At 71.6% G+C, this 19,071-nt stretch carries 15 protein-coding genes and 1 pseudogene; 9 read left to right on the top strand and 7 right to left on the bottom strand.

Annotation, left to right across the window (positions count from 1 at the left end; all coding sequences use genetic code 11):
• Positions 1-55 precede the first annotated feature (55 nt).
• The 3 genes and pseudogenes from ACWCQ1_RS30290 to ACWCQ1_RS30280 form a co-directional block, all read left to right on the top strand.
• The gene (locus ACWCQ1_RS30290) at positions 56-1,300 is read left to right on the top strand and encodes an SGNH/GDSL hydrolase family protein (protein ID WP_358602714.1); all 1,245 of its coding nucleotides are present in this window, start codon (positions 56-58) and stop codon (positions 1,298-1,300) included.
• Positions 1,297-1,971 carry a polysaccharide lyase family 7 protein gene (locus ACWCQ1_RS30285; RefSeq protein WP_358602711.1) on the top strand — a complete coding sequence of 225 codons (675 nt, stop codon included), beginning with the start codon at positions 1,297-1,299 and terminating at the stop codon, positions 1,969-1,971. The genes ACWCQ1_RS30290 and ACWCQ1_RS30285 overlap by 4 nt, the downstream gene beginning before the upstream one ends.
• Positions 1,972-1,999: 28 nt before the next feature.
• Positions 2,000-2,173, top strand: a pseudogene (locus tag ACWCQ1_RS30280) (putative immunity protein); the annotation flags it as partial.
• 276 nt (positions 2,174-2,449) lie between these two features.
• On the opposite strand, the gene ACWCQ1_RS30275 reads toward ACWCQ1_RS30280, so the two are convergent.
• The 3 genes from ACWCQ1_RS30275 to ACWCQ1_RS30265 all read right to left on the bottom strand — a co-directional run bounded on the left by ACWCQ1_RS30275 (position 2,450) and on the right by ACWCQ1_RS30265 (position 5,036).
• Positions 2,450-2,821, bottom strand: a complete 372-nt coding sequence (locus ACWCQ1_RS30275) for a hypothetical protein (RefSeq protein WP_451027859.1) — start codon at positions 2,819-2,821, stop codon at positions 2,450-2,452.
• Positions 2,822-2,883: 62 nt separating this feature from the next.
• On the bottom strand, positions 2,884-3,627 hold the full coding sequence (locus ACWCQ1_RS30270; protein WP_358602708.1) for an SAM-dependent methyltransferase: 744 nt from the start codon (positions 3,625-3,627) through the stop codon (positions 2,884-2,886).
• A 92-nt stretch (positions 3,628-3,719) separates the two neighbouring features.
• Positions 3,720-5,036 carry a hypothetical protein gene (locus ACWCQ1_RS30265; RefSeq protein ID WP_451027812.1) on the bottom strand — a complete coding sequence of 439 codons (1,317 nt, stop codon included), beginning with the start codon at positions 5,034-5,036 and terminating at the stop codon, positions 3,720-3,722.
• 284 nt (positions 5,037-5,320) lie between these two features.
• Here ACWCQ1_RS30265 and ACWCQ1_RS30260 point away from each other — a divergent pair, with 284 nt between their 5' ends.
• Positions 5,321-7,105: a hypothetical protein gene (locus tag ACWCQ1_RS30260; RefSeq protein ID WP_358602705.1), complete on the top strand. Its 1,785-nt coding sequence runs from the start codon at positions 5,321-5,323 to the stop codon at positions 7,103-7,105.
• Positions 7,106-7,242: 137 nt separating this feature from the next.
• Here ACWCQ1_RS30260 and ACWCQ1_RS30255 read toward each other — a convergent pair whose 3' ends face one another.
• Together ACWCQ1_RS30255 and ACWCQ1_RS30250 are read right to left on the bottom strand one after the other, a co-directional pair.
• Positions 7,243-7,695, bottom strand: coding sequence for a cold-shock protein (locus ACWCQ1_RS30255; protein ID WP_133049312.1), 453 nt, complete (start codon positions 7,693-7,695; stop codon positions 7,243-7,245).
• 382 nt (positions 7,696-8,077) lie between these two features.
• Complete coding sequence (locus tag ACWCQ1_RS30250; RefSeq protein WP_451027811.1) at positions 8,078-8,563, bottom strand: MarR family winged helix-turn-helix transcriptional regulator; 486 nt, start codon at positions 8,561-8,563, stop codon at positions 8,078-8,080.
• A 170-nt stretch (positions 8,564-8,733) separates the two neighbouring features.
• Here ACWCQ1_RS30250 and ACWCQ1_RS30245 point away from each other — a divergent pair, with 170 nt between their 5' ends.
• From ACWCQ1_RS30245 to ACWCQ1_RS30235, 3 genes are all read left to right on the top strand, one after another.
• Entirely contained in the window at positions 8,734-10,098 is a 1,365-nt protein-coding gene (locus ACWCQ1_RS30245; RefSeq protein WP_451027810.1) for a pyridoxal phosphate-dependent decarboxylase family protein, read from the top strand.
• 274 nt (positions 10,099-10,372) lie between these two features.
• Positions 10,373-13,252, top strand: coding sequence for an alpha-L-rhamnosidase-related protein (locus ACWCQ1_RS30240; protein WP_451027809.1), 2,880 nt, complete (start codon positions 10,373-10,375; stop codon positions 13,250-13,252).
• 30 nt (positions 13,253-13,282) lie between these two features.
• A complete protein-coding gene (locus ACWCQ1_RS30235) occupies positions 13,283-14,743 on the top strand; it encodes a glycoside hydrolase family 76 protein (protein WP_451027808.1) in 1,461 nt (486 codons plus the stop codon).
• Positions 14,744-14,749: 6 nt separating this feature from the next.
• On the opposite strand, the gene ACWCQ1_RS30230 is transcribed toward ACWCQ1_RS30235, so the two are convergent.
• Positions 14,750-15,154, bottom strand: a complete 405-nt coding sequence (locus tag ACWCQ1_RS30230; protein WP_358602690.1) for a hypothetical protein — start codon at positions 15,152-15,154, stop codon at positions 14,750-14,752.
• 323 nt (positions 15,155-15,477) lie between these two features.
• Between ACWCQ1_RS30230 and ACWCQ1_RS30225 the strand changes: the two genes are divergently transcribed.
• Together ACWCQ1_RS30225 and ACWCQ1_RS30220 are read left to right on the top strand one after the other, a co-directional pair.
• On the top strand, positions 15,478-16,746 hold the full coding sequence (locus ACWCQ1_RS30225) for an MFS transporter (protein WP_451027807.1): 1,269 nt from the start codon (positions 15,478-15,480) through the stop codon (positions 16,744-16,746).
• A gap of 80 nt (positions 16,747-16,826) precedes the next feature.
• Positions 16,827-17,582, top strand: a complete 756-nt coding sequence (locus tag ACWCQ1_RS30220; RefSeq protein WP_358602687.1) for a helix-turn-helix domain-containing protein — start codon at positions 16,827-16,829, stop codon at positions 17,580-17,582.
• Positions 17,583-17,625: 43 nt separating this feature from the next.
• Here the strand turns inward: ACWCQ1_RS30220 and ACWCQ1_RS30215 are convergent, their stop codons facing one another.
• Positions 17,626-18,690 (bottom strand): LacI family DNA-binding transcriptional regulator, encoded by a 1,065-nt coding sequence (locus ACWCQ1_RS30215; protein WP_358602684.1) that lies wholly within the window; start codon positions 18,688-18,690, stop codon positions 17,626-17,628.
• Between the last annotated feature and the right edge of the window lie 381 nt (positions 18,691-19,071).

The raw sequence follows: 19,071 nt of genomic DNA, 5'->3' as shown, positions 1-19,071 counted from the left end.
CCTCCGATGTATTGCGATTGCCTGCGTCCGACTCCGACCGGAAGGACTGCACGGTATGCGCACGTTCACGATCCGGTACTCGCTCGCGGCTCTCGCCGCCGCACTGCCCCTTGCTCTTGTGCCGCTCTCGGCGAGCGCGGCCGCCCCGGGCCCGCACCGGCCCGACAGACCCGCCTGGACGGGCACCTGGGAGGCGGCCGCGGCCGGCACCGTCGCCGAACTGCCCGGCCAGTCGGTGCGCAACGTGATCCACACCAGCGTCAGGGGCCGCGCGGCCCGCGTCCGCGTGTCCAACCGACTCGGCACCGCGCCGCTCGACCTGGGAGCCGTCACGGTCGCCGTGCAGGAGCCCGGTGCTCCCAAGAGCCCCGACGCCGTGGACGGTTCGGTCCGCACCGTCACCTTCCACGGCGCCGCCTCCGTCGAGATACCGGCGGGCAGCGACGCGGTGAGCGATCCGGTACCGCTGCGGGTGCCCGCGGACGCCAACCTGCTGGTCAGCCTCTACACGCCCGAGGACTCGGGCCCGGCGACCTATCACCGCTCCGCCCTGCAGACGTCGTTCATCGCCCCGGCCGGGGACCACACGGCGGACCGGGCGGGCTCCGCGTACACCGCGACCACCGGCTCCTGGTACTACCTGACCGGCGTCGACGTGCTGGGCGCGCCGGCCGTGGGCAGCGTCGTCGCGCTGGGCGACTCGATCACCGACGGGTCCGGTTCGACGGCGAGCGCCAACCACCGCTGGCCCGACCGGCTCGCCGACCGGCTGGGCCAACTGCCCCCGCGCAAGCGGCTGGGCGTGCTCAACGCCGGCATCGCGGGCAACCGTGTGCTGCTGGAAGGCACCGGGCCCAGCGCCCTGGACCGGCTGGACGCCGATGTACTCTCCCGCAGCGGTGTGCGCGCCGTGATCCTGATGGAGGGCATCAACGACATCAAGGGCACGCCCAACCAGACCGACCCGGCCGCCTTCGAGGGCGCCTACCGCCAGATCGTGGCGCGCGCCCACGCGCGGGGCATCCGCGTCGTCGGCGCCACCGTCACGCCGTACGGCGGCAACCGCGGCTGGACCGCGGCCCGTGAGGCGGTCCGGCAGGCCGTCGACGAACTGATCCGGCACGGCGGGATCTTCGACGCGGTGGTGGACTTCGACGCCGTGGTCCGCGACCCCGCCGCGCCCGACCGGATCCTTCCGGCCTACGACTCCGGAGACCATCTGCACTTCAACGACGCCGGGTTGCAGGCGATGGCCGACGCCGTCGACCTCAACTCCCTCACTGGAAAGGTCACTCGATGAACAGACGATCCGTCTTACGGGCCGGCGCGGGCCTGCTCGCCGGGGGCGCCGCGCTCACGCTGCCGTCCGTCGCGCGTGCCGCCGCGGCCGCCGATCCCACCGACGGCTGGACACAAACGTCGTTCGACTACAGCTGGCAGAAGCCCTGGAACCTCGACCTGGGCGACCGGCACAGCTACAGCGGCGGGGTGCACCGGATGTGGGTGTACGCCACCGACGAGCCCTTCGAGAAGGGCAGTTCGACCGACCCGCGCACCGAGATGCGCTGGAAGGTCGACTACACCACGGGCAGCCACATGTGGGACGCGGACGTGTACCTCCCGTCCGGCACGGACGGCGCCTCCTTCGTGCAGATCCTGCGCAGCGCCCACCCCTCGGGCACCCCCGCCACCGACATCATGCTCAACGCCTATGACAAGAACGGCGGAACGGTACGGCGCTACGACGGCACGGTGCTCAGGACGGGTGCGTACGACACCTGGTTCAACGTGAAGATCGCCCATCAGGCGAGCAGCGGGACCGGCACGGTCAAGGTCTTCTTCGACGACTCCCTCGTACTGACCGTCGCCGACCGGGGTCCCGCCACCCGCTATTTCAAGAACGGCGTCTACAACCACGGCTCCGGCCGCGCGGAGGCCCGCTTCCGCAACCTCCGTTACTGGACACGGTGAACGGAACGGCCCGTGGCCCGACGGGGTCGTGCCGAGCCGGTCGGATCCCATCGAGCTGAGCGAGCGGGGACTCCGTGAGATCGCGGGGTACGCGGCCGGCTGTGTGCGCGGGGTGTTCCCGCTCTTCGAGCAGCGCCGGCCGGCCGAGACCCGGCCGCGCGAGGCGATCGCCGCGACGGACGCCTCCGCCTCGGGCGGCCGTCGCACGGCGGCTCTACGACAGCACGGGTGGGCGGTGTTCAGAGCGGCGCGGGAAGCGGCGGCCACGGAACCGACGCCGCGAGCCACGCAGCCGGCCCCGCGTCCCTCCATCCCTTGGCCGACGCCCACCAGGCCAAGCACGCCTGCCGCCCCTCCCGGCGGGGTGGCGCTCCGGCATCTCAGGAGCGACTCCCCGCGTCCTTCGACTGTCCGGGGTGCGGCCTTCGTCCGGCAGGGGCCGACCGGACCCTCGGGGCCACCGAAGGACCCGTCGCGCTCAGCGGAGCGTCGTCCGGCGCTGCCGTACCGCGCCGAGCACGATGCCCGCGAGCAGGAAGATCACCCCCGCGGCCAGCCACACCCAGGGGTTGTACTCGTCCACGCAGGACTGGCTCGTGGACGTCGTCGTGCACACGTTCCCCGGGCCGCCCCGGTTGAGGAAGGCCACGTACAGCAGCGGCACCCCCAGCCCCGAGACCAGTCCCGGCAGTCCGGCCGAGGAGCCGCGCCGGGTGCCCAGCAGGCCGGCCGCCAGCAGGGCGAGGGGAAGCAGGTAGACGCCGATGGTGAGGATGGCGAGGAGTGCGAGCGAGCCCAGGGCTCCTACCGCGAGCCAGGCGCAGAACCACGGCCAGCTGCTCGATCTCATGGGTCCTCCTCGACGTGGTCGCTGCTGTCCAGGGTGGCGCGTCCGCTCGCCAAGAGCCAGGCTCAGGCGCCCTGTTGTGTGCGGCGCAGGACCAGGGAGACGAAACCGAAGGTGTCCCGGTAACCGCGCAGCCACTCCGAGCGGCGGGTGCCGGCCGTCCGCAGGACCGCCGGTCCCTCCGGGTCGTCGGGGTGGTCCAGGGCCCACTCCGCCAGGGAGCCCCAGCAGGCCCATTCGTAGGCGTCCAGTTCGGCACGGGTGCTGATGTGCCCGTCGACGGGGGTCCAGCCGTCGGCCACGACACGCTCCACGGTGGTCGCGAGGTCGCCGAGGTCCCCGAGGATGCCGACCGCCTCCGGGGACGGGGGCCGCTCCCAGATTCCCTCCCCGATCAGGACCCGGCCGCCGGGGGCCAGATGCCGGCGGGCGGCGGCGAGCGTCGGGAGGAGGCCGCCGAAGGCGTGGGTGGCACCGAAGCTGAGCACCGCGTCGAACGGCTCGGGCGAGACGAACTCCTCGGCCTTCCGGTGGTGCAGGACGAGCCGGTTGCCGACACCGAGTTCGTGCGCGGCCCGCCGCGCCCGCGCCAGGTCGTCGCCGGAGATGTCGACGCCCTCGGCACGGAGGTCCGGTCGCGTGGCCAGGGCCCGCAGCAGCCACTCCGCGCTTCCGCACCCGAGGTCGAGCACCCGCTCGTCGCCCCTGGGCAGCCCGCGGTCCAGCAGCCGCCGTACCGAGTCGTCGTCGAGCGGGGCCTTTATGGGGTGCCCGGTGTGGGCGATCATGGACATGCGTTCACGGTTCACCGCCGCAGCCTGCCAAGGACGGCGCCCCGCCCGCACCTGGTTTTGGCGGCGCGGGCGACCAGTCCCCGCGGCTGCCCGCGGGCCCGCTCCCCTCACGTCGAGCAGCGGGGCAGCCGCCGTCCCGGGCGCACTGAGCGGGTGGGGCCGGGCTCGGCGCGGTAGCGGCGCGCCGGCGGGGGCGCCGTACGCAGGGGTGGTCCGCCCGCGACGCCCCGCTCGGGTGACGGTGGGGTCGGTGGGCGTCCGCCGCCGCGTCTGCCGCGTGGGGTGCGCTGCGGCCAGCACAGGACGTAGGCCGCCGAACCGACGGCGAAGGCGAGGCGGATCAGCCCCTGGGCGGAGGCGGAGGGGACCAGCAGGGCGCTGCCGTAGAGGGAGATCAGGGCGATCCAGCTGACCCAGGGGACCAGGCGCCGCTGACCGATGGAGTCCCAGATCAGGGTGCCCAGCAGGACCGAGGCGTTGTAGTACGTGTACACGCTCGGGTCCAGGGCGATACGGGCGTCCGCGGAGAGCAGGACGACCGCCGGCCAGCGGCCCCGGCGCACGGCGAGGGCGCCCAGCGCCACACCGAGCGCCATCTGGGCGGGCCGGTCCCACGAGGGGGTGACGGGATCGTGCACGCCGAACCAGCGCAGCGCGGAGGCGGGCTGGTTGGGGATGGTGAAGCGGGCCGCGGCCAGGGTCTCGGTGTGGGTGAGGTAGAACGGCAGCCAGGCCACCGCCACCAGGCCGAACAGCCAGGCGGCGGCGCGCGCCCACGTGGCCCGCGGCAGTGCCAGCAGCAGTGGCAGGAAGCCGACCGCCCAGGGTTTGCAGCCGACCGCGAGCGCGAGGAAGACGCCGACCGCGGTGGCTCTGCCGCGCACCAGGGCGCGCACGGCGAGCGTGGTGAAGAACAGCGCCAGGACGTCGTCGAGGTGGGCGAACCGCACCGCGACCTCGACCCACATGGGGATGAAGGCCGCCCCCGCGACCAGGACCCGCTGCTGGAGTCGGCGGTGGTTGATCCCCGTACCCCGGTAGTGGTCCGCGGCGGCCCTGCCGACCAGGACCAGCATGTACAGGCCCAGCACCGACATGACCAGGTCGGCGAGCTTCTCGCCGAGCTCGGGCGGGAACGGCGCGAACAGTCCGGCGACGAGGAAGCTGACCGGGCCGATCTGCAGCTCGGGGTGGTTGGCGTAGAGGGCCAGGCCGCCGCCGGGCATCTGGTTGAACAGGAGCTGCTGGCCGGTGCGCAGATAGTGCCAGGACACGGCCTCGTGGCGTTCGGCGACGACGAACCAGACCGCCGTCCACAGGGTCAGCAGCAGGTTGTGCCACCGCACCAGGGGCCATCTGAGCCGGCCGGTCCGTTCCCCGTCGTCGAGCACGGGCACGGTCCCTGCCGTCTCCCGGTTCCGCACACCCTGTCCTTTCCCCTCCGTGCGCTTTCGGCGCCGGGACGGCCGAGGACGCGGTCCGCGCGGCCTCAACTGTGTAGAGGGGGTTCGGGGGTTGCGGGTTGCTCGTCGAAGGTCAAACTCGCCGCCACCGGCCGACGGAGGCCGAAGGCCCCACTCGCGGCCACCCGTCCGATGGAACCCGAACCGCGGAAACCCCCTCTACATGATGTAGTAGGGGAGGGTTTCCGCTGCCCGGACTCAAGGGGGCGTCCCGGCGGCGGAGAGGGCTGAAGGAGGTGGCCGCCATGGCCGACACCCACGAGGCAGGTCCGGGCATGGAAATCCGTCGCCGTCCGCTGACCCGCCCCGCCGTACCTCCCTCGCCGCCCGTCCCGGAGCCGGGCCTGCCGGCCGACGCGCCGCGGCAGCTGCACCGGGGCATGACCCTGGTGGCCACGATCAGCCTCTTCATCGGCACGCGCGACGCCTGGACCACCGCGATGGACTCGCATCCGGCCGTCGCCGGCGTCATCTCCGTCTGCTACGCCTCGATCCTGGTGTGCGGCGTCCTGAGCCTGCTCGTCCGGAGCCGGCGGGCGCTGGTCCGCGTCGACGTCCTGGTCCTGCTGACCGCCCTCACGCTCGTCGCCTGCGGTTACGTCCTCGATCACGCGGGCGCCGACGAAGGGGTGCTGACCGCCCAGGCCGCGAGCGAGATCCTGCGTGGCCACCCCGTCTACGGCCAGCCCTGGCCCTGGCTGTTCGACACACCGACCGTCGGAGTCACCAAGACCATGTCGGGCGGCGCCGACTACACCTACGGGTATCCGCCGCTGACCGCGCTGCTCGCCGCGCCGGTGCACGCCGTCGTGCACTCGACGGCGGCCGCCACCCTGGTCACCACGGGCGCGCTGGCCGCATCCTCGGTGCTGCTCTGGTTCCTGCTCCCGGTTCCCTGGCGGTCCGCGGCCACGGCCGTGTGCCTGGGCTTCGGCCTTCTGCCGCACTACGCGTACTCCGGTTACACGGCGATCACCGCGCTCGCCCTGCTCGTCCCGGTGGTGGTCCGCTGGCCGGCCACCGGCGCGGGCGGCCGGCTGGGGCCGGGCGGTGTGCTGCGTGCGGCCTGTCTGGGTGCCGCCTGTGCCGCCCAGCAACTGGCGTGGTTCCTGCTCCCGTTCCTGCTGATCGGCCTGTACGCCCTCCGGCGCGGAGAGCTCGGTCGCCGGCGCGGGCTGGCGGTCACCGCCCGCTACGCCGCCACCGCCGCGCTGAGCTGGGCCGCCATCAACGCCTACTTCGCCGTCCAGCAGTTCTCCTCCTGGCTGCACGGCACGCTGCTGCCGCTCGACCAGAAGGCGATCCTGCACGGCCAGGGCGTGATGGGCATCTCCTACTACTTCACCGCGGGCAGCAGCCGCCTCGACTACTACTCCTACGGCAGCCTGCTGCTCCTGCTCGCTCTACTGGCCGCCACACTGTTGTTCGTACGGCGGCTGGGTCCCGCCCTGACCGTGCTGCCCTGGTGCGCGTTCTACCTGGCCACGCGGTCCCAGGACGGCTACTACATGCTGATGACGCCGCTGTGGCTGGCGGCCGTCGCCACCGTCCCGGCCGCCGCCTTCGCCAGCGCCTGGCAGCCGCGGCTGCCCCGTGTCACCGGCCGCCGCGCCAAGGGCTTCCTGGCCGCCGGCCTGCTCGTGCCGGCGTTCGTGTGCGTGGCGATCGCCGCCGCGAGCCCGCCGCCCCTGCGGCTGAGCCTCGCCCCGCACTTCACCGCGCACCGCTCGAGTGCCGGCGTCACCGCCGTGCGCGTACACGCCGTCAACACCACGGGTACGACCCTCACCCCGCACTTCGCCGATCGCGTCGGCCAGGGTGCCTCCGACTGGTGGACCATCGCCTCAGGGCCCGCCGAACTGGCCCCCCACGCGTCCGCCGACTACCTCGTGGAGCCTCCCGGAGGCTTCCTCCCGATGCCGGCCGACCAGCATCCGCGCACCTACCTCATCGCGGTCACCGGCACGCCCATGACGATCACCACGGCCCGGATCCCGTCCCCACCGCAATCGGTCCCCCCGAGAGACTGACCGGCCAGGTCGATGCCGGAGGCGACGACCTCGGCCCGGCGCCAGTACGACGGGAGCTCGGGGTTCGGCGAGGACCCGGGCGCCGGGTCCACCCGGACGGCGTGCCGCGTCCTCGACGGTCCGGCGGGACCTCGGGGTCAGTCCACGATCCAGCCGCGTTTGCGGACCAGGTCGACGACACAGGCCCGCACCTCCTTGAGCTGGGCGACCGTCAGGCTTCCCGCGTGTTCCAGGAGGGCCTCGGTGAGATCGATGCGGAAGTCCTCCACCGAGAGCAACTCGACCTCGCCGTCGATGTCCTGGACGTCCCCGTGCCGCAGCGGCACCTCCGAGAACGACGGGGCCGCACGGTTGCTGCGGTGGTCATGGTGGTCATGGCCGGCGTGGCGGACGAGGCGGATGTCCGAGGCCTTCGGCCCCTTCTCGCCCTGCTCCAGGGAGAACTCGACCTCGCTGCCCGCCTGGTACAGGTACTTCTCGTCGATCAGGTCGTTGGCGTGCATGAAGACGTCCTCGCCACCGTCCCTGGGGCGGATGAAGCCATATCCCCGCACCTCGTCGAACCGCACGACCCGACCCCGTGTCACCACACCGCACCTCCACGCTCACCACGGCCCCGGGACGGCCCGGGTCACCTACCCCTTGCGAGAACTTACACAGCCACGCCCCTCACCCACGAGCCCTGCCCGTTCCCGGATGCGCCGCGGAGGGAAGACGGCCTGGGTGCCGCCGACCATCTCCGGCTCCGAGAGGTCCCGTCCGGCCGCGGCCATCGTCTCCTTCAGCGTCGGCAGATGCGACGCTTCCGGACTGTCCGACGTGGGCGCCGCTGTACACCGAACCGGGCCAGGCCGGGATCGCGGAACCCGGTCCGCTCCCGGACGCCCACCGCGCCCGCACCGGCGCGTGGGACCTGGCAGACCTGCGTGCCGCGTGTCGAGCCCTGACGCAGCGCTGCGCTCCGCCGCTCCGTCACCCCTCGCGCAGTGCCTTGTTGATCACTTCCAGTGCGTTGGTGAGCCGTCTGTAGTCCTCGCCGGCCACCGGCGTGACGAAGTACTGCTCGACGATCTCGGCGTGAGCGGCCGCTGCCCGGAGGAACACGGCGTGCCCGTGTTCGGTCGGCTGGACCAGGACGCTTCTGCGGTCGCCGGGTGCCGGCACACGACGCACGAGGCCGGCTTCCTCCATGCGGTCGATCAGCCGGGTGATGCCACTGCTGGTCAGGGTGAGGTCGTCGGCGAGTTCGCGCTGCGAGACCCGCTCGTCCGGCTGCCGGCAGAGTCGGATGAGGACCTCGAACATCGTGTGCCCGATCCCGCACTCACGCCGCAGGACGGTGTCGATCCGCTGCTCCAGCAGCGTGGCGGCCTTGATCAGCAGCCCGAACTCCTGCACACGTCGGCTGTTCGCGGCGCGGGCGGCGGCCTCGCCGCCCCGTCCAGTGGCGGCATTCACCAGTCGTCGTCCTCTCATGCCGTCGGCTCCGCGCCGGGTCCGGTCCATGGCCACTTTACTGCCGCCTCACCTACCAATGCCTCAATTACTGAGCAGTCAATTGCTGAGTAGTCAACTAAATCGTAAGCTGAGCCCGCCCCCGCAGGAGAGACTCACGCAAGGGAGAACCCATGGATCTGCAGCACTGGCTGGGCCGGGCCACCGAAGCGATACAGGAGTGGGCCGACGGCTACGGCCCCTACCGGCCGCACCCGGCACTCCACGTCGACGACACCCGCTTCGCCGCCGCCTTCGAGGAGCTCACCGGACGCCTGAGGGACAACTACCCCTTCTTCCATCCGCGTTACGCGGGGCAGATGCTCAAGCCGCCGCATCCCGCGGCCGTGGTCGGTTATCTGACCGCGATGCTGATCAACCCCAACAACCACGCCCTGGACGGCGGTCCCGCCACCGCCGCGATGGAACGCGAGGCGGTCGCACAGCTCGCCGCGATGTTCGGCTACGACACCCACCTCGGCCACCTCACCACCAGCGGCACCATCGCCAACCTGGAAGCCCTGTTCGTCGCCCGGGAACTCCACCCCGGCCGGGGCGTCGCCTACAGCGCCGACGCGCACTACACCCACAGCCGCATGTGCCACGTCCTCGGCATGAAGGGCTACCCGATCCCCACCGACGACCGCGGCCGTATCAGCCTCGACTCACTGGAGGACGTCCTGCGCACCGGCGAGGTCGGAACGGTCGTGCTCACCGCCGGCACCACCGGCCTCGCCGCCGTCGACCCGATCCACACCGCCCTCGCCCTGCGCGAACGCCACGGCGTCCGACTCCATGTCGACGCCGCCTACGGCGGCTTCTTCACCCTGCTGGCCGGGGCCGACGGCCCCGAAGGGCTGCCCGCCGAGCCCTGGCGGGCCATCACCCACTGCGACTCCGTCGTCATCGACCCGCACAAGCACGGGCTCCAGCCCTACGGCTGCGGCGCCGTCCTCTTCCGCGACCCCGAGGTGGGCCGCTTCTACCTCCACGACTCGCCGTACACCTACTTCACCTCCCCCGACCTCCACCTCGGCGAGATCAGCCTGGAGTGCTCCCGGGCGGGCGCGTCGGCCGCCGCGCTGTGGCTCACCTTCCGGCTGCTGCCGCCGACCCCGGACGGTCTCGGCCGGGTGCTGGCGGCCGGCCGACGGGCCGCCCTGCGCTGGGCGGACCTGATCACCGCGTCCGAGGTGCTGGAGCTGTACCAGCGGCCCGAGTTGGACATCGTCGGCTACTTCCCCCTGCTGGAACCGGCCACCCTGAGCGCGGTCGACGCGGCGTCCGCGTCCGTCCTCGCGGACGGCATGACCGGCGCCGACCCGGTGTTCCTCGGCACCCTCCGAGCCGACCGGGAGGCGTTCACGGCACGCCATCCGAAGATCACCGCAGACGAGGACGGCGCACGCATCCTGCGCAGCGTCCTGATGAAGCCCGAGTCCGAACACCACGTGGAGGACCTCCACCGCCGGGTCGAGCAACTCGCCCGACCCCACTGACATCACCCAGAGCCAGCGGGTCTGACGTACCGTCAGCCCGCAGCAGTGAACCGCTCCACCAGGAACCTGTCAATGCAGCAAGTCGCTTTCCCAGTAAGCGACTTCCACAACTCCCCGACGGGTTGACACACCGATTGCGGGGCGCCCATCATCGGTGCCACTTCGGCGAGGCGCCGCACCATCCCACGATCCGTTCGGGCCCGGGCCGTCGCGATCGACCTCTTTGAATCGATTCAGACCCTTCGCGTTCCCTGCCCCGTTCCGGGAGGTCCCGATGCGCCGCCGCCCCCCACTGAACCGGCCCTCCCGCCTCAGAGGCCTGCTCGGCCTCGCCTCGGCGGTGGCCGCCGTACTCGCCACGGCTCCCGCGCCGTCCGCCGCCGCGGCGGGGCCGGTGACCACAACGGCCGTGTCGGCGGCGGAAGTCGACCCCCTCAACTACGCGCCGACCTCACGCACGGTCAAGCCGGTCGCCGTCCATCGCACGTCCGGCACCGTGGCGAACCCGCAGAACGTCCTGAGCGGGCAGCCGACGCGGATCTCCGGCTCCCAGTCGGCCATCACCCTCGATTTCGGCAAGGAGGTCGGCGGCCTGGCAACGTTGTCCTTCGGCGCCACCAGCGACGGCGGCCAACGCGTCGGCCTGGCCTTCAGCGAGTCGTCGCTGTACGTCGGCACGACCAGCGACCGCAGCAACGGGGGCGGCGGGGACGACGGCGCCCTCCTCGGCGCGGCCCCCGCGAACGGCACCTACACCATGCCGACGGCCCAACTGCGGGGCGGATTCCGGTACCTGACGGTCTTCCTCGACAGCTCCGGGTGGGTGGACCTCAAGGACGTCACCCTCGCCTTCACCGCCGACCCGGGCAGGACCAACCCGGCCGACTACGCCAACTACTTCCACTCCAGCGACGATCTACTCAACCGCATCTGGTACGCGGGCGCGTACACCGTGCAGTTGGACACGATCGCCTCCGACCAGGGCCGTGCCTGGCCCCCGCCGGCCTCGGGCTGGGACAACGGCGCGACCGTCGGCACGGGGGGCTCCGTCCTGGTCGACGGGGCCAAACGGGACCGTGCCGTGTGGCCCGGCGACCTGGGCATCTCCGTACCCACGCAGTACGCCTACTCGGGCGACCTCACCTCCACCCGCAACGCGCTCACCACGATGTACGACGCCCAGTCCGCGCAGGGCGAGATCCCCTGGTCGGGGCCGCCGATCAGCCTGACCGGCTCGGACACGTACCACACCTGGACGCTGCTGGGCACGGCCACCTACTACACCTACTCGGCGGACCGGGCATGGCTGGACTCCGAGTGGGCGAACTACAAGCGCGGGATGGCCTTCATCACCGGCAAGATCGGGGCCGACGGCCTGCTCGGCGTGACCCGCACCCAGGACTGGGCCCGGGTCGGCCAGGGCGGCGAGAACATCGCCGCCAACGCGCTGCTCTACGCGGCCCTCACCTCCGGCGCCGGCCTGGCCACGGTCGAGGGCGACGGCACGCTCGCCGCCGGCTGGACCAGCAGGGCGGCCGCGCTCAAGTCGGCGGCGAACTCCCTGCTGTGGGACCCCGCGCAGGGCATGTACAAGGACAACCCCGGCAGCGCCCTGTATCCGCAGGACGGCAACTCGCTCGCCGTCTGGTACGGGTTGACCGACTCCGCGGCCAAGGCGCGGAGCATTGTCACGCAACTCGGGACCCGCTGGGGCGCCTACGGCCCGACGACCCCCGAGTGGGGCAGCAACGTGTCACCCTTCGCCGGCGGGATGGAGCTCAACGCCCGCTTCACCGCCGGTGACGACTACGGCGCCCTGGCCCAGATCCGCCGCACCTGGGGCCACATGCTGGACAGCGACATAGGCACCCGGAGCACCTTCTGGGAGGGCGTGAAGGCCGACGGCGGCCTCGCGTACGGCGGTTCGTACATGAGCCTCGCCCACGGCTGGTCCACCGCGCCCACCTCCACGCTCACCTTCGACGTGCTCGGCACCGCGCCCGAGTCGGCGACCGGCGCCTACCGCTTCGTCCCGCACCCCGGTGACCTGAGCAGTGCCGAGGGCCGTATCACCATGCCCCAGGGCACCGTCGACGCCGCGTGGTCGCGCGATCCCGCCGCCGGCACCTACGCGGCGCGGCTGACCAGTCCGAGCGGGACCACCGGCAGGATCGGCGTCCCGAAGTTCGGCGGCGACGTCTCGGTGTCGGTGAACGGCGCCGTCGTGTGGCGGGGCGGCTCCTTCACCCCCGTCCCCGGCATCACCGGCGCGAGCCAGGACGACGGCTACGTGTACCTCACGGGCGTCTCCCCCGGCGGCTACAGCGTGACCGCGACCGGGCTCGGCGATCCGCCCGCGCCCGCCACCCCGGGCACGAGCGCCCTGCGCGCGGGCTTCACCCGGTGCGCCGGCGAGGGCGGCACCTGCTCCTTCAGCGGCACCCGGGCGGTGGCGTACGGGGCGGGGACGTACACATACAAGACGGTGACCGACGGCACCGCGTGCGGCAACGCCTCCTTCGGCGGTGACCCGGCGGTGAATCTCGTCAAGTCCTGCTACGTCGCCGACGCGGGCGGCCCGTCCGGATACACCGTCTGCGCGAGCGAGGGCGGCACCTGCTCCGTCCCCGGCTACAACCGCGACGTCGTGTACGGCGGGAACGGCAACTTCGCGCACCAGGTCGCGCACGGCTCCGTCGACTGCTCCAACGCCCACTTCGGCGATCCCGTCGACGGCGTCGTCAAGTCCTGCTACCTGCCGCCCGCCGGTGGCCCGCCCGGCTACACCGCCTGTGTCACCGAGGGCGGCACCTGCCCGGCCGTCGCGGGGCAGCCCGTCGCCTACGGCGCCTACGGCGCGTTCACCACGGTCACCGCCACCGGCGACACCCCCTGCACCAACGCCAGGTTCGGCGACCCGATCCCCGGCGAGGCCAAGACCTGCTACACCGCCACCGGCGGTCCGGCCGGATACGCCACCGCCTGCGCCGACGAGGGCGGCAGTTGCACCTTCGGCGGACAGCAGACCGTCGCCTACGGCGCACGCGGCAGCTTCATCTACAAGTCCTTCACGGGCGGCGTGAGTTGCGCGACGACGGCCTTCGGCACCGATCCGCTGCCCGGCGTCCGCAAGACCTGCTATCTCACTCCCTGAGCTCCCACCCCCCACATCCCTGGAGCCCACATGAACCGGTCAACACGGCACATCCGCAGCATCGGAACCTGTCTGATCGCCACGCTGGCACTGCTGACCCCGGTCGGCACCGGTGTCGCGGGCGCCGCCGACACGGCGGCGATCTGCAACAAGTACTGCGACACCCGCGACCCGGCCCTGTCCCCGCAGGACCGGCAGCCCGTCACCGCCACCGTCTACTCCCGCGCCGTCACGCTGCACTTCGACGACACCGACGCGATGGGCTGGGCCTCGGTCGACAACGGCAGCCCGGGCGACGAGGTCTGGCTCGACCGCTCCTTCGACGGCGGCCGCACCTGGAGTTCGGGCAGCAAGCTCGGCGACACCACCATCCCCTCCGGACAACGGGGCTGGCGCACGCTGATGTACAACGTCGACGACTGGAACAACCACGGCGTCGGCGCGCTGCGGGCCTGCGGCAAGGCCGGGGACCGGGCCGAGATCGCCTGCACGCCGTGGGCCCGTACCACCTGGAACGCCTGGAGCCGGTCCACGGCGGCGGCGACCGCGCTGATGCAGTCGTACGACAACTCCACGGGTCTGTTCGACACCACCGGCTGGTGGAACTCCGCCAACGCCCTGACCGCGATCATCGACAACATCCGCGTCTCGGGGATGCCCAGCTACACATACGCGTTGGCCACCACCTACGACCGTCAACTGAACGCCCAGGGCGGCCAGTTCCGCAACGACTACATCGACGACACGGGCTGGTGGGGGCTGGCCTGGGTCGACGCCTACGACCTGACCGGTGACAGCCGCTATCTGAACACCGCCCGCGCCGACGCCGACCACATGGCCCGGTACTGGGACTCCACGTGCGGGGGCGGGGTGTGGTGGAGCACGGCGCGGACGTACAAGAACGCCATCGCCAACTCCCTCTATCTGGAGCTGAACGCGGCCCTGCACAACCGCATCGGCGGCGACACGGTCTATCTGGGCCGGGCGAACGCGGAGTGGTCCTGGTTCAGGAGCACCGGCATGATCAACGGCTCGCACCTGGTCAACGACGGTATCGACCTGTCCACGTGCGGCAACAACGGGTCCACGGCTTGGTCGTACAACCAGGGCGTGCTCCTGGGTGGACTGGCCGAACTGTTCCGGGCCACGGGCGACTCTGGTCTGCTGGCGGCCGGACGGCAGATCGGTGACGCCTCGACGACATCCTCGGCGCTCAACTCCGGCGGAATCCTGCGCGAACCGTGCGAGACGAACGGCTGCGGCGGTGACGGCCCCTCCTTCAAGGGCGCCTTCATCCGCGGCCTGAACGCCTTCAACACTCAGCTCTCCGACCGCCCTTACACCTCCTACATCGCCCGCCAGGCCGACTCGGCCCATGCGAGTGACCGCAACGCCCTCGACGCCTACGGACTCCACTGGGCCGGCCCGCTCGACCCGTCGGACGCCGCCCGCCAGCAAAGCGCCCTCGACCTGATGAACGCGGCGTCCTGACAGGCGTCAGGCGATGGACAGCAGCATGTTCGTCGCGGCCAGCGCGAGCAGGGTCGCGACGAGGAAGGACAGTCCCTGGACCACCGCGGTGACCGGCATCCGCAGACTCGCGTGGAGGAACGTCGACAGCGCGAGAAGGGCGGGAAGCACCCAGGCCAGGGCGAGCCCCGAGTAGGAGAAGCCAGGATGACGTGGCGCACCTCCACCCGCGCCGTCTCCCGAGTTGCCCATTCCGACCAGGACGATGACGATGGCGAAGCCCGCCAACGCCATGGCATCGGCAACCCCCAGCACCAGCGCGACCACGAGGTCCGTCAGCCGGGAGGGCCGTTCCGCCGCGGCGGCGGATTCGTCCTCGCCGTGTCTCCGGCGATTGCCGATCTTCTTCCGAATTACGTCGAATCGGGCCACGGCTCGACTGCACCACGGAAGGCACGATTCCGCCATTGCCGGTACGTAACGAACCGGACTCCGAAAGGGCGAGTATCGGTATCCGTCTGGTATGACCTCATATCCGCGCGCAGGACCAGCCGAAGGGTTCGGCACTCCATCTATACGAGCGGTATGAGGGCGGTATAGTTCAGGCGTCAACTGCCGACGTCGGCAGGTCAGTTCCCTTCCCTGTCGCCGTTGCGAGATTTGCCGCAGCACAGTTCATTTCCGCACAGCGCATTTCCGAGCGGGAAACTGCCGCTTTCCGTCCCCCTCAGCACCCCTCACCGAAAGCCCTGTTCTTGGCCATCACCGTGCACGAGGACCGGCCCGCGGGCCGGCATGCCGCCATTCCGTCCGGCAGCCTCTTTCGGCGAATCTATGCTCCGCGCGCGAGTGATGCGCTGGCCTTTTCCATGTCCACGTACGCGATGCCGCTGTTGGTACTGACCATTACCAGTTCGGCGTCACTGACGGGCCTCGCGTTCGCACTGGAATGGACACCGCGAATCGCCGCGTTCGTCCTCGCCGGGAACGTGGTGGACCGGCGCGGCGCGGCGATCGTGTGCTTCCTGGCATCCCTCGGACGGGCCACGGTGGTGGCGGTCGCGGCGGTCGCCCTGATCATGCTGCCGCGGGGCTCCGCGGAGACCGCGGTCATCCTGGTGCTGGCGGCCGTGACCGGGACCCTCTCCCAGTTCGGTTTCGTCGCCAACGAGGCCGTCGGCGCGGTCGTCACGCGACGGGGGGCGGCACGGCCGCACGGCATCCAGGCGGTCCTCGTCGGCATCGACCAGACGGCCACGGTCATCGGTCCGTTGCTCGCCGGTTTCCTGCTGCTGGCCGGACCCGGATGGATGCTCGGATGCCTGAGCGCGGTGTCCTTGTTCGCGGCCGTGCTCGGTCTGCAGACGCCGCCGACGCCGCTGCGTGCCGCGTCCACGACCGGGGCGGGACAGGTCAGCGGGCTGCGGAAAGGGATGCGCACTCTGCTGAAGCTGCCCGCCCTGGGGTGGCTCGTGGCCGGACTGACCTGCTCGAACCTCGCCCTCGGTCTGCTGCAGTCCGCCAGCCCGGTGATCGTCGTGGAGACGTTCCACCGCTCCTCGGCCAGCGTCGGCACCATGTGGTCCGCCGCCGCGGTGGCGACCCTGCTGGCGATCACCTGCTGTCGTCTCGTCCTGAGCCGGCTCGACCTGTGGGCGGTGGGCGTGGTGTCCGCGACGCTCGCCTCCGCGGCCTGTCTGGCCGTCCCCCAGGCGCCGTCCTACGCCTCCTACACCATCCTGGTGGCGATCTTCATGGCCGGGGACGGCGGCCTCACGGTCGTGCTGCGCACGGTGCGCTCCGTGATCATCCCGTCCACGGCACTCGGCGCCACGCTCTCCCTGACCATGCTGATCCTGCTGCTGCCCTTCCCCGGGGCCGGTGTTCTCGTCGCGCTCACTCCGCCGGCACACCTCGGCCGGGTCCTCATGGCCTGCGCCGCCGTCCAGGCCGTCGCCCTGGTCATCACCTTCACCCGGCTCCGCAAGGCACCGGCTCTCCGCCTGGTCGCCGACCGCCGATGAGGAGCGGTCCCGCTCGTTGCCTTTGAAGAAGAGTGAACGCTATGCTCGGGCGCCGCACGGAAGCTCGAGGGGAGACCGGGATGCCCGGAGGCAGGCTCACTCAGCCGGAGCGCCAGCAGATCGCGACGGGGCTGGCCGACGGGCTCGCCTACGCGGAGATCGCCCGGCGTCTCGACCGCCCCACCTCCACGATCACGCGCGAGGTGATGCGCAACGGCGGCCCCACGGCCTACCGCGCCGACCTGGCCCACCGCGCCACCGAACGCCGCGCCCACCGACGCAGGCAGTCGGCCCCCAGGGGACCCCAGACAGCCCAGCGGGACCAGGGACGCGACACCGAGGCCGTACGCGAGTACGAGGAGACCTTCACAACCCTCCTCATGCAGCAGGGCCTGCCCAAGATGATGTCCCGGGTGCTGACCTGTCTGTACACCACCGACGCGGGCAGCCTCACCGCGTCCGAACTCGTCCAGCGGCTCGACGTCAGCCCCGCCTCCGTCTCCAAGGCGACGGCGTTCCTCGTCAGCCAGGGCCTCATCCGCCGGGAACGCGACGAACGCCGCCGCGACCGTTACCTCGTCGACAACGACGTCTTCTTCACGGGCATGATCGCCGCCGCCCGGTCCAACGCCGAACTCGCCAGGACCGCACGGCAGGGCGTCGGCCTCCTCGGTCCCGACACACCCGCCGCCGTCCGCCTCGAGAACGTCGCCCGCTTCGTCGACTTCGTCGCCGACAGCATGATGCGCGCCGCGGAACAGGCGCGCGACATCCTCTACGCACAGCCCGAACCGGCGTCGGGCGGGGCCGCCGCGCCGGGTTCGGATCACGACTAGGGCAAGCCCTGGCCACCCCGTTGACGCGGACGGTCGTCGCTCGTCAGGTGCCGCGGGGCGGCAGCAGGCCGGGGTGGGACGGCGGGGGCGCGGTCGAGGCGCGGACGACGAGTTCGACCGGTGGCTCGCTCGCGGGCGGGAGTTCGGCGTCGGGTTCCTCGATGGTGTGCACGAGCAGCCGGACGCCCTCCCGCGCGGCGGCGGCGAAGGGCTGCCGCACGGTGGTCAGCGGCGGGGAGACGTAGGCGAAGACCGGGTTGCCGTCGAAGCCGATGACGCTGATGTCCTGCGGTACCCGCCGGCCGGCTTCCCGCAGGGCGTGGATCAGCCCGATGGCCATCTCGTCGCCCCCCGCGAAGACCGCGGTCACCGAGGTGTCCGAGGCCAGCGCCTGACCCGCCGCGTAGCCGGAGGCGGCCGACCAGTCGCCGTTGAGCAGCGGCGGCTCGTACGCGCCCCGCGCGGCGAGCGCCGCACGCCAGCCCTCGATGCGGTCCCTGGTGGCGTACCACTGCCGGGGGCCGGCCAGGTGATGGACGGTCTGATGACCGAGGCCGAGCAGGTGTTCGGTGGCCGCCCGCGCCAGTTGACGGGCGCCCACGCTCACGGTCACCGTCCGGGTGGCGGTGAACGAGGGCGGTGCTCCCAGGAAGAGGACCGGTACGTCGACCCGCAGCGGGACGTCCCCCTTCACCACGGGTTCGGACACGATGACCCCGTCCACACCCTGCTCGAGAAGCGAGCCCAGGGCACCGGCGATGCCCTCCGGGTCACCGTCGGGCGTGTTGATCACGCGGAGCGCGTAGCCGGCGTCCCGCACCGCCTGTTCGATGTGCACGAGCAACGAGGCCGTTCCGTATCCCGCCGTCCCCAGGGCGACGACACCCAGTGAGCGGGTGCGCCCGGACGCCAGGGCCCGGGCCGCGTGGTTCAGCCGGTAACCGAGTTCCTCCGCCGCGGCCAGGACACGACGCCGGGCCTCCTCGGAGACGTACGGCTCATCGTTGAGAACACGCGAGACCGTCTTGCGCGACACCCCGGCCAGCCGGGCCACGTCCGCACTGCGCGGCACAGGGGAAGCCCCGTCACGGTCCGCCCCTGATGCCATGAATCCTCCTGGCCAACGCCCCAGACCGCGCGGTCTGATCGCGCGGTCATGTCTACGCAGCAAACGACCATCCGTCAAGGGCTCCTACGACCGCTCCAGCCCCGGTCCGCACGCTCCGAGACCCCCGGGGCCAGGCACTCTCCGGAGAGGTCGGCGCGCCCTCCCTCGTAAGGGATCGAACACACGGCCTTGACAGTGCCCCCACGCAACGCTCACTCTTCCTGGCATCCAAACGGTCGCGTTTGTGCGATCGCGTTTGATTCTGGTCCCTTTGCGGACCGCCGTGTCAGGAGCCGTACATGGACCTCTCCCCCTCGGGTCTTTCTCTTCCTTCGCCCAGCCGGCGCAGTGTGCTGCGTGGTGTGGGTGGTGCCGCGCTGC

It is taken from the genome of Streptomyces sp. NPDC002144, assembly GCF_053593695.1.
The sequence above is the reverse complement of the archived record's forward strand: the minus strand, read 5'-3'. Positions and strand labels throughout refer to the sequence as shown.